Source organism: Streptomyces sp. NPDC042102 (assembly GCF_055582305.1).
The window spans coordinates 768289-781790 of the sequence record NZ_JBVJDL010000003.1 but is presented as its reverse complement, the minus strand read 5'-3'; the positions used below and the strand labels follow the sequence as shown (position 1 = coordinate 781790).

General features: G+C 71.7%; 13 protein-coding genes and 2 tRNA genes. 8 read left to right on the top strand and 7 right to left on the bottom strand.

The genetic code is table 11. From position 1 onward, the window contains the following. Position 1 precedes the first annotated feature (1 nt). Both rsgA and ACZ6KO_RS16875 read left to right on the top strand, forming a co-directional pair. Entirely contained in the window at positions 2-1012 is a 1011-nt protein-coding gene (gene rsgA / locus ACZ6KO_RS16880) for a ribosome small subunit-dependent GTPase A (RefSeq protein ID WP_469304721.1), read from the top strand. A gap of 110 nt (positions 1013-1122) precedes the next feature. Further along, positions 1123-1446, top strand: coding sequence for a DMT family transporter (locus ACZ6KO_RS16875; protein WP_469304720.1), 324 nt, complete (start codon positions 1123-1125; stop codon positions 1444-1446). 27 nt (positions 1447-1473) lie between these two features. Here ACZ6KO_RS16875 and ACZ6KO_RS16870 read toward each other — a convergent pair whose 3' ends face one another. Then, positions 1474-2067 (bottom strand): TetR/AcrR family transcriptional regulator, encoded by a 594-nt coding sequence (locus ACZ6KO_RS16870; RefSeq protein ID WP_469304719.1) that lies wholly within the window; start codon positions 2065-2067, stop codon positions 1474-1476. A gap of 100 nt (positions 2068-2167) precedes the next feature. Between ACZ6KO_RS16870 and hisN the strand changes: the two genes are divergently transcribed. Further along, on the top strand, positions 2168-2971 hold the full coding sequence (gene hisN, locus ACZ6KO_RS16865) for a histidinol-phosphatase (protein ID WP_469304718.1): 804 nt from the start codon (positions 2168-2170) through the stop codon (positions 2969-2971). Between the two features lie 126 nt (positions 2972-3097). Beyond that, positions 3098-3490 carry a CBS domain-containing protein gene (locus ACZ6KO_RS16860; protein ID WP_469304717.1) on the top strand — a complete coding sequence of 131 codons (393 nt, stop codon included), beginning with the start codon at positions 3098-3100 and terminating at the stop codon, positions 3488-3490. Between the two features lie 70 nt (positions 3491-3560). Here ACZ6KO_RS16860 and ACZ6KO_RS16855 read toward each other — a convergent pair whose 3' ends face one another. After that, on the bottom strand, positions 3561-5012 hold the full coding sequence (locus tag ACZ6KO_RS16855) for a catalase (protein WP_469304716.1): 1452 nt from the start codon (positions 5010-5012) through the stop codon (positions 3561-3563). Between the two features lie 130 nt (positions 5013-5142). Here ACZ6KO_RS16855 and ACZ6KO_RS16850 point away from each other — a divergent pair, with 130 nt between their 5' ends. After that, entirely contained in the window at positions 5143-5562 is a 420-nt protein-coding gene (locus tag ACZ6KO_RS16850; RefSeq protein WP_401454671.1) for a Fur family transcriptional regulator, read from the top strand. A gap of 119 nt (positions 5563-5681) precedes the next feature. Here the strand turns inward: ACZ6KO_RS16850 and ACZ6KO_RS16845 are convergent. Next, positions 5682-5755 (bottom strand) — tRNA-Met (locus ACZ6KO_RS16845). A 65-nt stretch (positions 5756-5820) separates the two neighbouring features. Here ACZ6KO_RS16845 and ACZ6KO_RS16840 point away from each other — a divergent pair. Together ACZ6KO_RS16840 and ACZ6KO_RS16835 are read left to right on the top strand one after the other, a co-directional pair. Then, on the top strand, positions 5821-6027 hold the full coding sequence (locus tag ACZ6KO_RS16840; RefSeq protein WP_469304715.1) for a hypothetical protein: 207 nt from the start codon (positions 5821-5823) through the stop codon (positions 6025-6027). Then, positions 6000-6344, top strand: coding sequence for an FAD-dependent oxidoreductase (locus ACZ6KO_RS16835; RefSeq protein ID WP_469304714.1), 345 nt, complete (start codon positions 6000-6002; stop codon positions 6342-6344). The genes ACZ6KO_RS16840 and ACZ6KO_RS16835 overlap by 28 nt, the downstream gene beginning before the upstream one ends. 117 nt (positions 6345-6461) lie before the next feature. Here ACZ6KO_RS16835 and ACZ6KO_RS16830 read toward each other — a convergent pair whose 3' ends face one another. The 3 genes from ACZ6KO_RS16830 to ACZ6KO_RS16820 all read right to left on the bottom strand — a co-directional run bounded on the left by ACZ6KO_RS16830 (position 6462) and on the right by ACZ6KO_RS16820 (position 11564). Next, positions 6462-8303, bottom strand: coding sequence for a tetratricopeptide repeat protein (locus ACZ6KO_RS16830; RefSeq protein WP_469304713.1), 1842 nt, complete (start codon positions 8301-8303; stop codon positions 6462-6464). Between the two features lie 228 nt (positions 8304-8531). Then, positions 8532-8605 (bottom strand) — tRNA-Met (locus ACZ6KO_RS16825). A gap of 58 nt (positions 8606-8663) precedes the next feature. Then, positions 8664-11564, bottom strand: coding sequence for a UPF0182 family membrane protein (locus ACZ6KO_RS16820; protein WP_469304995.1), 2901 nt, complete (start codon positions 11562-11564; stop codon positions 8664-8666). A 126-nt stretch (positions 11565-11690) separates the two neighbouring features. Between ACZ6KO_RS16820 and ACZ6KO_RS16815 the strand changes: the two genes are divergently transcribed. After that, on the top strand, positions 11691-12257 hold the full coding sequence (locus ACZ6KO_RS16815; RefSeq protein WP_469304712.1) for a PPA1309 family protein: 567 nt from the start codon (positions 11691-11693) through the stop codon (positions 12255-12257). A 99-nt stretch (positions 12258-12356) separates the two neighbouring features. Here ACZ6KO_RS16815 and ACZ6KO_RS16810 read toward each other — a convergent pair whose 3' ends face one another. Next, on the bottom strand, positions 12357-13445 hold the full coding sequence (locus tag ACZ6KO_RS16810; RefSeq protein ID WP_469304711.1) for a YlbL family protein: 1089 nt from the start codon (positions 13443-13445) through the stop codon (positions 12357-12359). Positions 13446-13502 lie beyond the last annotated feature (57 nt).

Genomic DNA, 13502 nt, shown 5'->3' with positions numbered 1-13502 from the left:
CATGCGCCGGTACGGCAAGAACACCGACGAGGACGACATCCGCAGCCGCCCCAACCGCAAGGGCAACCGGCCGCGGACCAGCATCCGGCCGAAGCACGAGGACGCGGCCGAGGGGTTCGTCCTCACCGTCGACCGGGGCCGGTTGACCTGCCTGGTCGAGGACCGCAAGGTCGTCGCCATGAAGGCCCGCGAACTGGGGCGCAAGGCCGCGGTGGTGGGTGACCGGGTGGGCCTGGTGGGCGACCTCTCGGGCAAGAAGGACACGCTCGCGCGGATCGTACGGATCGAGGAGCGCCGCTCGGTGCTGCGGCGCACCGCCGACGACGACGATCCGTACGAGCGCGTGGTCGTCGCGAACGCCGACCAGCTGGCGATCGTCACCGCGCTGGCGGATCCGGAGCCGCGGCCCCGCATGATCGACCGCTGTCTGGTTGCGGCGTACGACGCGGGTCTGGAGCCGCTGCTGGTGCTGACGAAGTCGGACCTGGCGCCGGCGGAGAAGCTGCTGGAGACGTACGCGACGCTCGGTGTGAACTACGTGGTGACCAACCGCGAGGAGTTGGAGACCGGGGACGCGGCGGCGCGGGTGCGCGAGCGGCTGGCGGGCCGGATCACGGCGTTCGTGGGCCATTCGGGCGTCGGCAAGACCACGCTCGTCAACTCCCTGGTGGCGGAGGACCGCAGGCGGGCCACGGGCCGTGTCAACGCGGTCACCGGGCGCGGCCGGCACACCACCACATCGGCACTGGCGCTGCCGCTGCCGGGGGTGGAGGGGTGGGTCATCGACACCCCGGGCGTGCGGTCGTTCGGTCTGCACCACGTGGATCCGTCGCGGGTGATCCTGGCCTTCCCGGACCTGGTGCCGGGGACGGAGAACTGCCCGCGGGCGTGCAGCCACGACGAGAAGGACTGCGCGCTGGACGAGTGGGTGGAGCAGGGTCACGCGGAGCCGGCCCGGCTGTATTCGCTGCGGCGGCTGCTGGCGACGCGCGAGCGCCGCGAGGGCGACTGACGTCCGCGGCCGACGTTTGCCGGGCGCCATGTCTGGTAAATGCATAATCGCACCAAGTGGCGCGAGGTCGGGGCGACGGCCGTGTCACGTGACGCGGGGAGGCATTCGACATGGCGTGGCTGCTGGTCGTGGTCGCGGGAATCCTGGAGACCGGGTTCGCGGTCTGCCTGAAGCTGTCCCACGGGTTCACCCGGCTGTGGCCGACGATCGCCTTCGCGTGCTTCGCGCTCGGCAGTTTCGGCCTGCTGACGCTGGCGCTGAAGAAGCTCGACGTGGGCCCGGCGTACGCGGTCTGGACGGGGATCGGCGCGGCCGGGACGGCGATCTACGGCATGGTCTTCCTCGGTGATCTGGTCTCCACCCTGAAGATCGTCTCGATCTCCCTGGTCATCATCGGGGTGATCGGCCTGCAGTTGTCGGGCGGCACCCACTGAGCGGGCCCGGGCGGCGGCGGGGTGCGGTCAGGGGGCGAGGAGCGTGACGAGGTCCGGGTCCGCGGGGTCCAGCGGCGGGGCGATGACGTAGGAGAGCGCCAGCCGTACCGCCAGCTCGCACTGGCGCACGCCGGCGGCCGCGGATCCGCCGGACCCGCCCGCCTCCGGCGCCGACGACAGCGCCGACGACAGCGCCGCCGTCGCCCGGTCGCGCACCGCGCGGGCCATCTCCCCGGGTCCCGGCGGCCCGGTGGCGGCTCCCGACCACGGGGTGCCCGCCGGTACGGCCGACGGCAGCCGGCTGTCCCAGCAGCCCGTCAGGATCGCCCGGACCAGGGGGTGCTCACGGGCGGCCCGCACGGTCCAGTCGGCCAGCGCCGCCAGCCGCTCCTCGGGCCGGGCGGGCGGGGCCAGCGCGCGGTCCACGCCGGCCAGGTACCAGTCGGTCTCACGGCGCACGAGGGCGCGCCCGAGCCCTTCTTTTCCGCCGAATTCGTTGTAGAGCGTCTGCCGCGACACCCCGGCCGCGGCCGCCACCTCGACCATCCGCACGGCCGTCCAGGGGCGCGCCACGAGCGCCGCTCCGGCCGCCTCCAGCAAGGCCTCCCGCGCTGCCGGCATCTTCGCCTCCCCACGCTTTCCCGCCAGAGTTGACGCGCTCTGACGCCGTGTCAAGACGGGCCGTGTGGTCCGGCCGGAACGGTGCCGATACTGTTCGGCCATGCCCGAGTATGACGATGATCTGCGCCTTGCCCACGCTCTCGCCGATGCTGCCGACCAGGTCACGACGGCCCGCTTCAAGGCTCTCGACCTCAAGGTGGAGACCAAGCCGGACATGACTCCGGTCAGCGAGGCGGACACCGAGACGGAGGCCGTGATCCGGCGCCTGATCGAGGAGGCGCGGCCGTCCGACGCGATCCTCGGCGAGGAGTACGGCCTCGTGGGCGGCGGTCCGCGGCGCTGGGTCGTCGACCCGATCGACGGCACCAAGAACTACGTCCGCGGGGTGCCGGTCTGGGCCACGCTGATCTCCCTGATGGAGGAGGACGAGAACGGCCGGTTCCGTCCGGTCGTCGGCGTGGTGTCCGCCCCGGCGCTGGGCCGCCGCTGGTGGGCCGCCGAGGGGGCGGGCGCGTTCGCGGGGGGCACCCTCGCCGAGGAGACCCGGATCGGCGTCTCGAAGGTGGCCTCGCTGAGCGACGCCTCGTTCGCGTACTCCTCGCTGGGCGGCTGGGAGGAGCAGGGCCGGCTCGCCGGGTTCCTGGACCTGACGCGGGCGTGCTGGCGCACCCGCGGCTACGGGGACTTCTGGCCGTACATGATGGTCGCCGAGGGTGCGCTGGACCTGTGCGCGGAGCCGGAGCTGAACCTGTGGGACATGGCCGCGATCGCGGTGGTCGTCCAGGAGGCCGGCGGCCGGTTCACCAGCCTCGACGGCGTGGACGGAGTGGACGGCGGCAACGCGGCGGCGTCCAACGGTCTGCTGCACGACCGGATGCTGGAGTACGTGCGTCCGCGCGACTGAACGCGCCCCCTTGTTGGCCCTGTGTGGTCGTGGGAATCTGAGAATCCTCCGCTTGTGCGCTTGTGAATGCTTTCTCTAAGCGCTCCGCCCGAGCGGGGGTTCTCACCCTAGGAGGTGGCTCTCTCCATGCTCGTCCGTGACGCCATGAGCACCCTGATCCTCACCCTCGGACCCGCACACACCCTCCGACAGGCCGCAGGCCTGATGTCCGGCCGCCGCGTCGGCGCGGCCGTCGTCCTCGACCCCGATCACAGCGGGGTCGGCATCCTGACCGAGCGCGACATCCTCAATTCGATCGGTGCGGGGCACGACCCCGACCGCGAGACCGTGGGCGCGCACACCACGAACAACGTGGTGTTCTGCACCCCCGAGGCCACCTTGCTGGATGCCGCCGAGGCGATGGCCCACGGCGGCTTCCGGCATCTGATCGTCCTGGAGCACGGCGGGCCGGTGGGGATCGTCTCGGTCCGCGACATCATCCGCTGCTGGGTTCCCGAACGCCGCGGGGTGCCGGCGTAACGACGGCGGGCCGGGACCCCCGGGAGTACCGGGGTCCCGGCCCGTCGCCTTGCCTCGGCGAGCGGTCCGGTCAGCCGCGCAGGGCCTGGACCGCGGCGTCGAGCCGCTTGCCGAAGTCGTCGTCCGCCCGGCGGAAGTTGTCGATCGCCCGCTCGGCGATGTCGTCGCGGGAGACCTTGGCGATGAAGCCGGACAGGTTCTCGATCAGACGGGCCTTCTCCTCCTGCGACATCAGCCGGTAGAGGTTGCCCGCCTGGACGAAGTCGGTGTCCTCGGCGTGCACCGCGGCGGCGTGGTGGCCGGTGCCACCGGTGACCTGGGTCGGCTGCCACAGCGGACGGCCGCTCTGGTGCGGTCCGCCGAAGCTGTTCGGCTCGTAGTTCTTCGCACCCTTGTGGCGGCCGTCGTAGAGGAAGCCGTCACGGGAGTGGGTGCGCGCCTCGGTGGCGTGCGGGCGGTTCACCGGCAGGTGGTCGGCGTTGATGCCGACGCGGTAGCGGTGGGCGTCGCCGTACGCGAAGAGCCGGCCCTGGAGCATCTTGTCGGGGGACGGGCCGATGCCGGGGACGAAGTGGGCGGGGCTGAAGATGCTCTGCTCGACCTCGGCGAAGACGTTCTCCGGGTTGCGGTTGAGCTCCAGCCTGCCGATCTCGATCGGCGGGTAGTCCTCGTGCGGCCACACCTTGGTGAGGTCGAACGGGTTGAAGCGGTACGTCGCCGCCTCGGCCTCGGGCATGATCTGGACCTGCACGGTCCAGGTGGGGAAGTCCCCGCGCTCGATGGCCTCGCGCAGGTCGCGCTGGTGGCTGTCGGGGTCCTCGCCGGCGAGCCGGTTGGCCTCGGCCTGGGTGAGGTTCCTGATGCCCTGGTCGGTCTTGAAGTGGTACTTGACCCAGAAGACCTCGCCGGCCTCGTTGTTCCACTGGAACGTGTGCGAGCCGTAGCCGTTCATGTGGCGGTAGGAAGCCGGTATGCCGCGGTCGCCGAAGAGCCAGGTCACCTGGTGGGTGGACTCGGGCGACAGGCCCCAGAAGTCCCAGACGTTGTCCGGCTCCTGCGAGCCGGTGTACGGGTCGCGCTTCTGGGTGTGGATGAAGTCCGGGAACTTGATGGCGTCCTTGATGAAGAACACCGGGGTGTTGTTCCCGACGAGGTCGTAGTTGCCCTCCTCGGTGTAGAACTTCAGCGCCCAGCCGCGCGGGTCGCGTACGGCGTCGGCCGCGCCCAGGTTGCCCGCGACGGTGGAGAAGCGCAGGAAGGTCTCGGTCTGCTTGCCGACCTCGGAGAGGAACGCCGCCCGGGTCCACCGCGAGACGTCGCGCGTCAGCGTGAAGGTGCCGTACGCGCCGGCGCCGCGGGCGTGCACCACGCGCTCCGGGATGCGCTCGCGGTTGAAGTGCGCGAGCTTCTCCAGCAGGAGCTGGTCCTGGACCAGGACCGGACCGCCGACGCCCGCCGTCTCGCTGTTCTGGTTGTCCGCGACCGGAGCCCCGGCCTCCGTGGTGAGCGGTCCGTGCGTCACGTGCGCCTCCTGCGTGTGGTTCGTTGCGGTGGGACCAGCCTACATTGGACTTTGTCTAAATCAAATAAGCATCCAATTCCGAACGGGTTCCTGAACTGCACCAGGTCCCCTCGCTGCTAGGCTGGCGTACATGAGTGACCTGCTGGAACGACTTCGCGGACGCGGCTGGCGCATGACGGCGCAGCGCCGCGTCGTGGCCGAGGTGCTCGACGGTGACCACGTCCACCTGACGGCCGACGAGGTGCACGCCCGCGCCGTGGCCAGGCTGCCGGAGATCTCCCGGGCGACCGTCTACAACACCCTGGGCGAGCTGGTGTCCCTGGGTGAGGTCCTGGAGGTGTCCACGGACCGCCGCGCCAAGCGCTACGACCCCAACGCCCACCGGCCGCACCAGCACCTGGTCTGCGCCCGCTGCGGCGCGATCCGCGACGTCCACCCGGCGGGCAACCCGCTGGCCGACCTGCCCGACTCGGAGCGCTTCGGCTTCACGGTCGAGGGCGTCGAGGTGACGTACCGCGGGATCTGCCCGAACTGCGCGGCGACGGCCTGAGAGCCGCGGCCCGAGGCCGAGGGAGAAGGGGCGGGCCGCAGAGCGGCCCGCCCCTTCTCCCTGCCTCTGCACAAACGCCGAAGGCCCGGATCCTTGAGGATCCGGGCCTTCGGCTTCAGTAGCGGGGACAGGATTTGAACCTGCGACCTCTGGGTTATGAGCCCAGCGAGCTACCGAGCTGCTCCACCCCGCGTCGGTGAACCCAACGTTACGTGACGCCCCCCGACGGATGCAAATCGCTTAACCGGCGAGCCCTCGGTGCAGCAGCGCGGTGAGGGTGTCGACGAGGTCGCCTCGCCGCGGCCGCCGGACCCGGCGGCGGCGTCCCTGTCCGCGCTGGGCGCGCTCTACCGCCACGAGGCGGTGCCGTCGGCGCTGCTCGCGGCGGCGACGCGGACGCACCGCGCGACCCTGACGCACAAGCGGCCGAGGTCGCGGTGCGGCACGACGGGCGGACGGTCCTGATCGGGGACGCGGCCCACCCCGTCGGCGCCGGGCAGGGCGCCTCGATGGCGCTCGAGGACGCGGTGACCCTGGCCCGCTGCGTGGCCACGGCCCCGTCGGTCCCCGCCGCCCTGACCGCCTACGACGCGCTGCGCCGCCCCCGCATCGCCCGGATGCTCCGCGCGGCGTCCGGCAACCGCGACGCGAAGACCCCGAGCCCGGTGCGCCGCCGCGTGCACGAGGCCGTACTCCCCCTGGCCCTGCGCTACGGCTACGAACGCTCGACACGCTGGCTCTACACCCACGAACTGACCCCCCTCCCCACCCGGCCCGCCTGACCCCCACGGCCTCCCGACCCCGGAGACCGGACGGACCAGGACGACCGCCCCCAACGCCCGGACGGCATCCGGGCCGGGGCCCGGGGCGGGGCCGGGGGGCGGGACCCCGGGGCCGGGTTAGGCCGACAGTTCTGCCGCCAGGGCTTCGCGGAGGCGGGCGGCGCGGGCCGCCACTTCGGACGGGCCCAGCTCCATGGCGCGGACGCACCACTTCTGCGCCTCCGCCAGGTCCCCGTGGCGCGCCGCCAGCAGCCCCAGCCGCAGGGCCGCGCGGCCGTGGCCCGCGACCGCGGCCCGGGTCCACCACAGGGCCGCCTCGGGCTCGCTTCCCTCGCGCGCCAGCAGCAGGCCCAGGTTGAACGCCCCGTTGCGCGAGCCCGCCTCCGCCGCCTCGCGGTACCAGCGGGCCGCCACGGCCAGGTCGCCGCGCCCGGCGGCCAGCATGCCGACCCGGACCTGCGCCCGCCGGTGGCCCTGCTCGGCCGCCCGCTCGTACCACTCCTCGCTCTCGCTGCGCGGACCCGCGACCGGCTCGCCCAGCGCGGGCGCCTCCGGCGGCGGCGCCAGCGACTCCAGCAGGGCGGCCAGGCGGAACGCCGCCTCCGCGCTGCCCCCGCCCGCCGCGCAGCGCAGGTGCCGTTCGGCGGCCTGCTCCTCGCCGTCGCGGACCAGGGCGATGCCGACCTGGAGCGCGGCGTCGGTGTGCCCGGCCGCGGCCGCGCGCTCGTACCAGCGCAGGGCCATCTCGTCCTCGTCGCGGCTGGCGAAGAGGATGCCCAGGTTGAACGCGGCGTCCACGCTGCCCGCCTCCGCCGCCTTGGAGAACCACGGCTCGGCCCCCGCCGCGTCCCCGCCCTGGAGGAGCAGGATCGCCAGCGCGTTGGCGGCCTCGCGGTGGCCTGCGTACGCGGCCCGCCGGTACCACTGCTCGGCCTGCGCCGTCCGCTCCTGCGCGGCGCACAGCAGAGCGAGGTTGTACGCCCCGTTCTGGTCGCCCGCGTCCATGGCGGCCCGGTACCAGCGCTCGGCGGTCTGGGTCTCGCCGCGGGCGGCGTGCAGCGCGCCCAGCGCGTTGGCGGCGTTGCCGTCGCCGTCCTGGGCGGCCCGGTGCCACCAGGCGGCGGCGTTGTCCTCGTCCCCGGCGTCCCGCAGCAGGAAGCCCAGGGCGCAGGCCGCGCGGGCCTCGCCCTGCTTGGCCGAGGTCAGGTACCAGCGCCCCGCCTCCTTCAGCTCGCCGCGCGCCTCCAGCAGCGCGCCCAGGTGCAGGGCGGCCCGGCGGTGGCCGCGCGCGGCGGCCTGCCGGTACCACTGCTCGGCCTCGGCCGGCTCGCGGCGGCGCAGGATCCGGGCGAGCCGGTACGCCGCCTCGCGGTGCCCCTGCTCGGCGGCGGCCCGCAGCCACCGCTCGGCGCCCTTGTCGCCGCGGTGCTCCAGCAGATCGGCCAGCCCGTACGCGCCCAGCGCATGGCCGGATTCCGCCGCCTGCCGCAGCCAGTACTCGGCGGCCGGCTCGTCGCCGCGCTCGCGGAAGTGCCGGCCCAGCGCGTGCGCGGCGGGCGCCGATCCGGCGACGGCGGCGACGCGCCACCAGCCCGCGGCCTCGTCGGGGTAGCCCCGCTGGTGCAGCAGGACGCCCAGGTTGTTCGCGGCGGCCCGGTCACCCTCGGCGGTCGCCCCGCGCAGGTACGGCTCGGCCCCCGCCAGGTCCCCGCGGCGCAGCAGCAGCGCCCCGAGCACGCTCATCGCGCCCGGGTCGCCCTTGTCGGCGGCAGCACGGTGGCGCGCCTCCAGCTCGGCGTCGGCGGCATCGCCGTCACCGAGCACCGTGTCCACGAACGCCGCATCGGTCAGTGCGTTGTCCGTGTCCACGGCCGGAGCCGCCTCGTTGGCCTCCTTGGATTCCGCCCGCACAAACCGCCCTGTCTCCAGCAGAGTTGACCTGTCCCCCATAAATCCCATCGTCGCATCACCTGCTACCCGCGTACACCTGGTATGTCGCAGCCAGTGAGGTCGTCCCTACAGCGTTTTGTCGACATGCCCACAGAGAGACAAGTCAAACACGCGGCGATCCCAACTCACCCGCCCCAGCGACGCCGTGTCCGTCCCGGTCTCGTCACAGGCACGAGACCGTCGCGCAACAGGCACGACAAAGGCCCGGATCCCAAGGATCCGGGCCTTCATCTGCAGTAGCGGGGACAGGATTTGAACCTGCGACCTCTGGGTTATGAGCCCAGCGAGCTACCGAGCTGCTCCACCCCGCGTCGGTGAAACCAAGGTATCACGACGCGGAACAAAGCCTTGCATCGGTTTCTGCCGCCGCTATCCGCCCGACTTCGGCGCCTGGGCCGGCGGCGTCAGCTTCGCCTCCGCGTCGATCGCCCGCTTCAGCGCCGCCTTCAGGTCCTCCTGCGCCTTGCCGTACGCGGCCCAGTCACCGGCCTGCCGCGCCTTGTCGGCGTCCTCGATGGCCTTCTGCGCATCGGAGAGCGCCGCCTTGACGGTCGGGTCCTGCACGACCGGCGGCTTGGCGGTGCCGTCGCCCGGCTGGGTCGTGGGCGGGGTCGGCGTGGTGGGCACCGTCGGCGCCTCGGCCCCGAAGACCACGTTCAGCGCCTTCTCCAGGGTGTCCTCGAAGGCCGTCTGGCCGCCGTAGGTCACCAGCACCTTGCGCAGCAGCGGGTACTTCAGGCCGGAGCTGCGGACGTAGACCGGCTCGACGTAGAGCATCCCGCCGTCCAGCGGTACCGAGAGCAGGTTTCCGTACTCGACCTCGGAGTCACCGCCGCGCAGCAGACGGATCGACTCGGCGATCTTGGGTTCGGAGTTGAACTTGCTCTGCACCTGCGTGGGACCGTCCACCGGCCGGCTCGTCGGCAGCTTCAGGATGCTGATCTTGCCGTAGTCGGCCGTGCCCGGATCGGCGTTGACCGCCATGAAGGCGCTCAGGTTGGGCCGCCCGTTCGGCGTGAACGTGGTGGTGAGGGAGAAGACCTGGTCCTTCTCCTTCTGGTCCGGCATCTTCATCGACAGGTAGTACGGCGGGACCGCCGTGCCGGCCTTGGTCGTCGGGTCGTCCGGGACCGCCCACGCCTCGCTGCCGCTGAGGAAGGTCTGCGGGTCGGTGACGTGGTAGCGGGTCAGCAGCTCGCGCTGGACCTTGAAGAGGTCCTGCGGGTAGCGCAGGTGGTCCTTGAGCGCCTTGGGGATCTCGTCCTTGTGCTTGACCGTGCCCGGGAACGCCTTCATCCAGGTCTTGAGGACCGGGTCCTGGGTGTCCCACTGGTAGAGGCTGACCGTGCCGTCGTACGCGTCGACGGTGGCCTTCACCGAGTTGCGGATGTAGTTGACCTGGTTCTCCTGGGCCACCACCGCCCGCTGGCTGTTGGTGAGCGAGTCCGCGGTCGACTGGCCGAGCGTGGTGCGCGAGGCGTACGGGTAGCCGTTGGACGTCGTGTACGCGTCGACGATCCACTTGACCCGGCCGTCGATGACCGCCGGGTACGGCGCGCCGTCGATGGTCAGCCACGGCGCGACGGCCTCGACGCGCTCCTTGGGCGTGCGGTTGTACAGGATCCGCGAGCCCTCGCCGATGGCGCCCGAGTACAGGATCTGGGGCTCGCTGAAGGCGAGCGCGTACGCGGCGCGGTTGACCGGGTTGTCGAGGCTGACGCCGCTCTTGCCCTCGTACCGCGTCTCCTTCTCACCCTTGTCGTCGGAGTAGTCGAGCTCCTTCTGCGGACCGCCGACGATCGAGTACTGCTTCGTCTGCTCGCCGTAGTAGATGCGCTGCTCGAAGCCCGTGCCGAACTGTCCCTTGGAGGGCAGGTCGGACTGGGTGAAGTCGGGCGAGCCGTCGGCCGCGGCCGTGGTGCCCTTGGCCGCGACCACGCCGTAACCGTGGGTGTAGCGGAAGTGGTCGTTGATCCAGTTGTTCTTCGGGATGCCGCCGATGTTCAGCTCACGCAGCCCGATGACCGTGTCCTGGCCGCTGTAGCGGTCCACGGCCAGCGTGGACGGGAAGGCGTAGTAGCCCTTGACCTGCTGGAGCTGCTGGAACGCCGGCGAGACGATGTTCGGGTCGAGCAGGCGGATGCTGGCCGTGGTGTCGGCGGCCTGCCGCAGCTTGCTCTTGTCCTCGGTCCGCGGGACGCCCGGGTAGTCCTTGACCTCGGTCCCGGCGATCCCGTACGCGTCCCGGGTCGCCTTGAGGTTCTTCTCGACGTACGGCGATTCCTTGGCCTGCTCGTTCGGCTGGACCTGGAACTTCTGCACGATCGCCGGGTAGAGCCCGCCGATCAGGATCGCCGACAGCACCATCAGGCCGAAGCCGATGACCGGCAGCTGCCAGGTGCGGCGCCACAGCGTCGCGAAGAACAGCGCGGCGCAGATCGCGGCGATGCAGAAGAGGATGGTCTTGGCCGGCAGGTAGGCGTTGGCGTCGACGTAGCGCAGGCCCGTCCAGTTGTCCGCCGCCTTGAAGTCGCTGGACTTCACGGCCAGGCCGTACCGGTCGAGCCAGTACGCCACGGCCTTGAGCGTGACGAAGAGGCCGAGCAGCACCGACAGGTGCCCGGTGGCCGCGGCGGTGGCGCGGGCGCCGGGGCTGGTCAGGCGCAGCCCGCCGTACAGGTAGTGCACGACGGCGGCGGCGATCAGCGAGAGCACGGCGGCGGCGAAGCCGAAACCGAGCAGGAAGCGGTACCAGGGCAGGTCGAACGCGTAGAACGACACGTCCAGGTTGAACTGGGGGTCCTTCGTACCGAACGGCACCCCGTTCATGTACATCAGCCAGGTCTTCCACTGGCCTGCCGCCGAGGCGCCCGCGATCAGGCCGACGAGCGCGGCGATGCCCAGCAGCAGCCACTTCTTGTACGGCGCGATGCCCATCCGGTAGCGGTCGAGGCTCTGCTGCTCCACCGACATCGCCGACAGCGGCGGCCGCAGCCGGTGGGCCAGCCAGATGTTCAGCCCGACGGCACCGGCCATCAGCAGGCCGAACACGGCGAACAGCCCGATCTTGGTCCACAGGGTGGTGGTGAAGACCGTGGAGTACTTCACCGAGCGGAACCAGAGCCAGTCGGTCCAGAAGCCCGCGAACATGATGAAGGCCATGGCCAGGACGGCGAGGACGCCCAGGGTCATGAGAAGAGTGCGGGCGCGCCGGGACGGGCGGCCGACTCTGATCCGTGGCCCGGAGGGGCCTCCGCCGCGGTCCGGCATCTGGAAAGCCAAGGTGCGCACCTCGAAAGTCGCGAGTGTCTGCTTGCGGGCCCTGATGGTACGGCCCACTCATGCAACTTACGGAGGCCTTAGTCAGTTCCCGGTATGCGGGGGAAACGAGGCAGGATGTTGTCCATGTCCAACGTTTCCCCCTCCGGCACCCCGATGGCGGCCAGCCCGCTGACCCGTGCCGTGCTCGAAATCGACGAGTACGCCTCCACCCTCGGCTGGGACCGGCCCGCCCGGCTGTTCGCCCTGGTCGACACCGCCAGGCTGCGCTCGCAGGAGCCCCGGCTCGCCCGCCAGCTCGGTCCCGACCACGACGACGCGGGCAAGGCCCACTACACCCCGATCGAGCAGGACGAGCTGCCCGCCGGGGCCGCTCTGGACAAGTTCCTGGGCACCATCGCCTGGCCCGCCTCGGTCGTGGGCTGCGCGCTCACGGTCGAGCGGCTGATGCTGCCGCCGTCCGCGGAGGCCGCCGTACCGACGGGGATGAGCGACAAGCAGCTGGCCAAGTGGGTCGCCGGGCACCCGGAGCGGCAGGAGGTCCGCCTGACGGTGGCCGTGCTGCGCGACGGCTCGCGCGAGTCGGCCGTACGGCTGCGGGAGAAGGACTCCTCGAGCGAGGTCCTGACCGGGGCCGGGCTGGTGCCGGGCCTGGCGGAGGCGCTGGCGGCGACCTTCGCCTGACGGTGCCCGGCGGACCGGTCCCCCGGCCCGGCGGATCGCCCCCGGCCCGCCGGACACCTCGGGGGGCCGGCCGCCTCGGTCACGGCCGGTACGCGCGTGCTACTTCACCGTGCACTGCGTCAGCCCGGCCGTGTCCCCCTTGCCGATCTTGTCGAGCGCCTTCATCGCGTCGTCGATCGTGCCGACCTTCACCAGGGTCAGGCCGTCCGGTACGGAGGACGCGGCCGAGGCGCAGTTCTCGGCGGGCGTGAGGAAGTACCGGGCGCCGGCCGCGCGGGCGGCGATGGTCTTCATCTGGATGCCGCCGATGGGGCCGACCTTGCCGTTGTCGTCGATGGTGCCGGTGCCCGCGATGAACTTCCCGCCGGTGAGCTCGCCCGGGGTGAGCTTGTCGACGATGCCGAGCGCGAACATCAGGCCGGCGCTGGGGCCGCCGACGTCGGTGAGCTTGATGTCCACGGTGAACGGGAAGGTGTGGTCGGTCCCGGCCCGGATGCCGACGATCGCGTGACCGTCGCCCTCGGCGGGCGCCGTGTTGATCACGATCTTCTCGCTGCCCTCGGGCTCCTTGCCGGCCTTCTCGGCGGCGGCCGCGTCCTTGGCGGGGACGACCGTGAACTCGACCGGCTCGCCCGCCTTGTGCTTGGTGACCAGCTTGGCGACGTCCTCGGGCACCTTCACGGCGGTCCCGTCGACGGCCTTGACCACGTCACCGGCGTGCAGCTTGCCCTCGGCGGGGCTGCCCTTGACGACGGAGGAGACCACCACGCGGGCGGTGACCGGGATGCCGATCTGCTTGAGGGCGGCGACCTTCGCGCTCTCCTGCGACTGGCTGAACTCCTCGGCGTTCTCCTGCGTGGATTCCTTGTCGGTCTTGCCGTTGGGGTACAGGTTCTCGTGCGGGACGACGATGTTCTCGCCCGAGACCCAGCCGTAGACCGCTTCCAGCAGGTTCATCTCGTAGTCCGCGCCGGTGACGCGCACCGTGGTCATGTTCAGATTTCCGCTGGTGGGGTACGTCTGGTGCCCCGAGATCTGCAGCACCGGCTCGCCCCGGGAGTCACCGAGCGTGTTGAACGTCGGTCCCGGGCTCATCTCGGAGTACGGGACCTTGAGGAAGACTCCGGCGCACAGCAGCGCGAACAGCATGAGCGTGGAGGCGAGCATCGTCGCGGTGCGGCGTGGCATGGCTCGACAGTACGGGACGGCTTCGGCGAGCGACCCCTGGGGCCGGTCCGTACGGGG

Excerpts from the sequence above, each read along its gene's own strand:
- ACZ6KO_RS16870 (WP_469304719.1), bottom strand. The coding sequence starts at position 2,067 with ATGCCGGCAGCGCGGGAGGCCTTGCTGGAGGCGGCCGGAGCGGCGCTC.
- ACZ6KO_RS16850 (WP_401454671.1), top strand. The coding sequence starts at position 5,143 with ATGAGTGACCTGCTGGAACGACTTCGCGGACGCGGCTGGCGCATGACG.
- ACZ6KO_RS16830 (WP_469304713.1), bottom strand. The coding sequence starts at position 8,303 with ATGGGATTTATGGGGGACAGGTCAACTCTGCTGGAGACAGGGCGGTTT.
- hisN (WP_469304718.1), top strand. The coding sequence starts at position 2,168 with ATGCCCGAGTATGACGATGATCTGCGCCTTGCCCACGCTCTCGCCGAT.
- ACZ6KO_RS16820 (WP_469304995.1), bottom strand. The coding sequence starts at position 11,564 with ATGCCGGACCGCGGCGGAGGCCCCTCCGGGCCACGGATCAGAGTCGGC.
- ACZ6KO_RS16815 (WP_469304712.1), top strand. The coding sequence starts at position 11,691 with ATGTTGTCCATGTCCAACGTTTCCCCCTCCGGCACCCCGATGGCGGCC.
- ACZ6KO_RS16875 (WP_469304720.1), top strand. The coding sequence starts at position 1,123 with ATGGCGTGGCTGCTGGTCGTGGTCGCGGGAATCCTGGAGACCGGGTTC.
- ACZ6KO_RS16810 (WP_469304711.1), bottom strand. The coding sequence starts at position 13,445 with ATGCCACGCCGCACCGCGACGATGCTCGCCTCCACGCTCATGCTGTTC.
- ACZ6KO_RS16860 (WP_469304717.1), top strand. The coding sequence starts at position 3,098 with ATGCTCGTCCGTGACGCCATGAGCACCCTGATCCTCACCCTCGGACCC.
- rsgA (WP_469304721.1), top strand. The coding sequence starts at position 2 with ATGCGCCGGTACGGCAAGAACACCGACGAGGACGACATCCGCAGCCGC.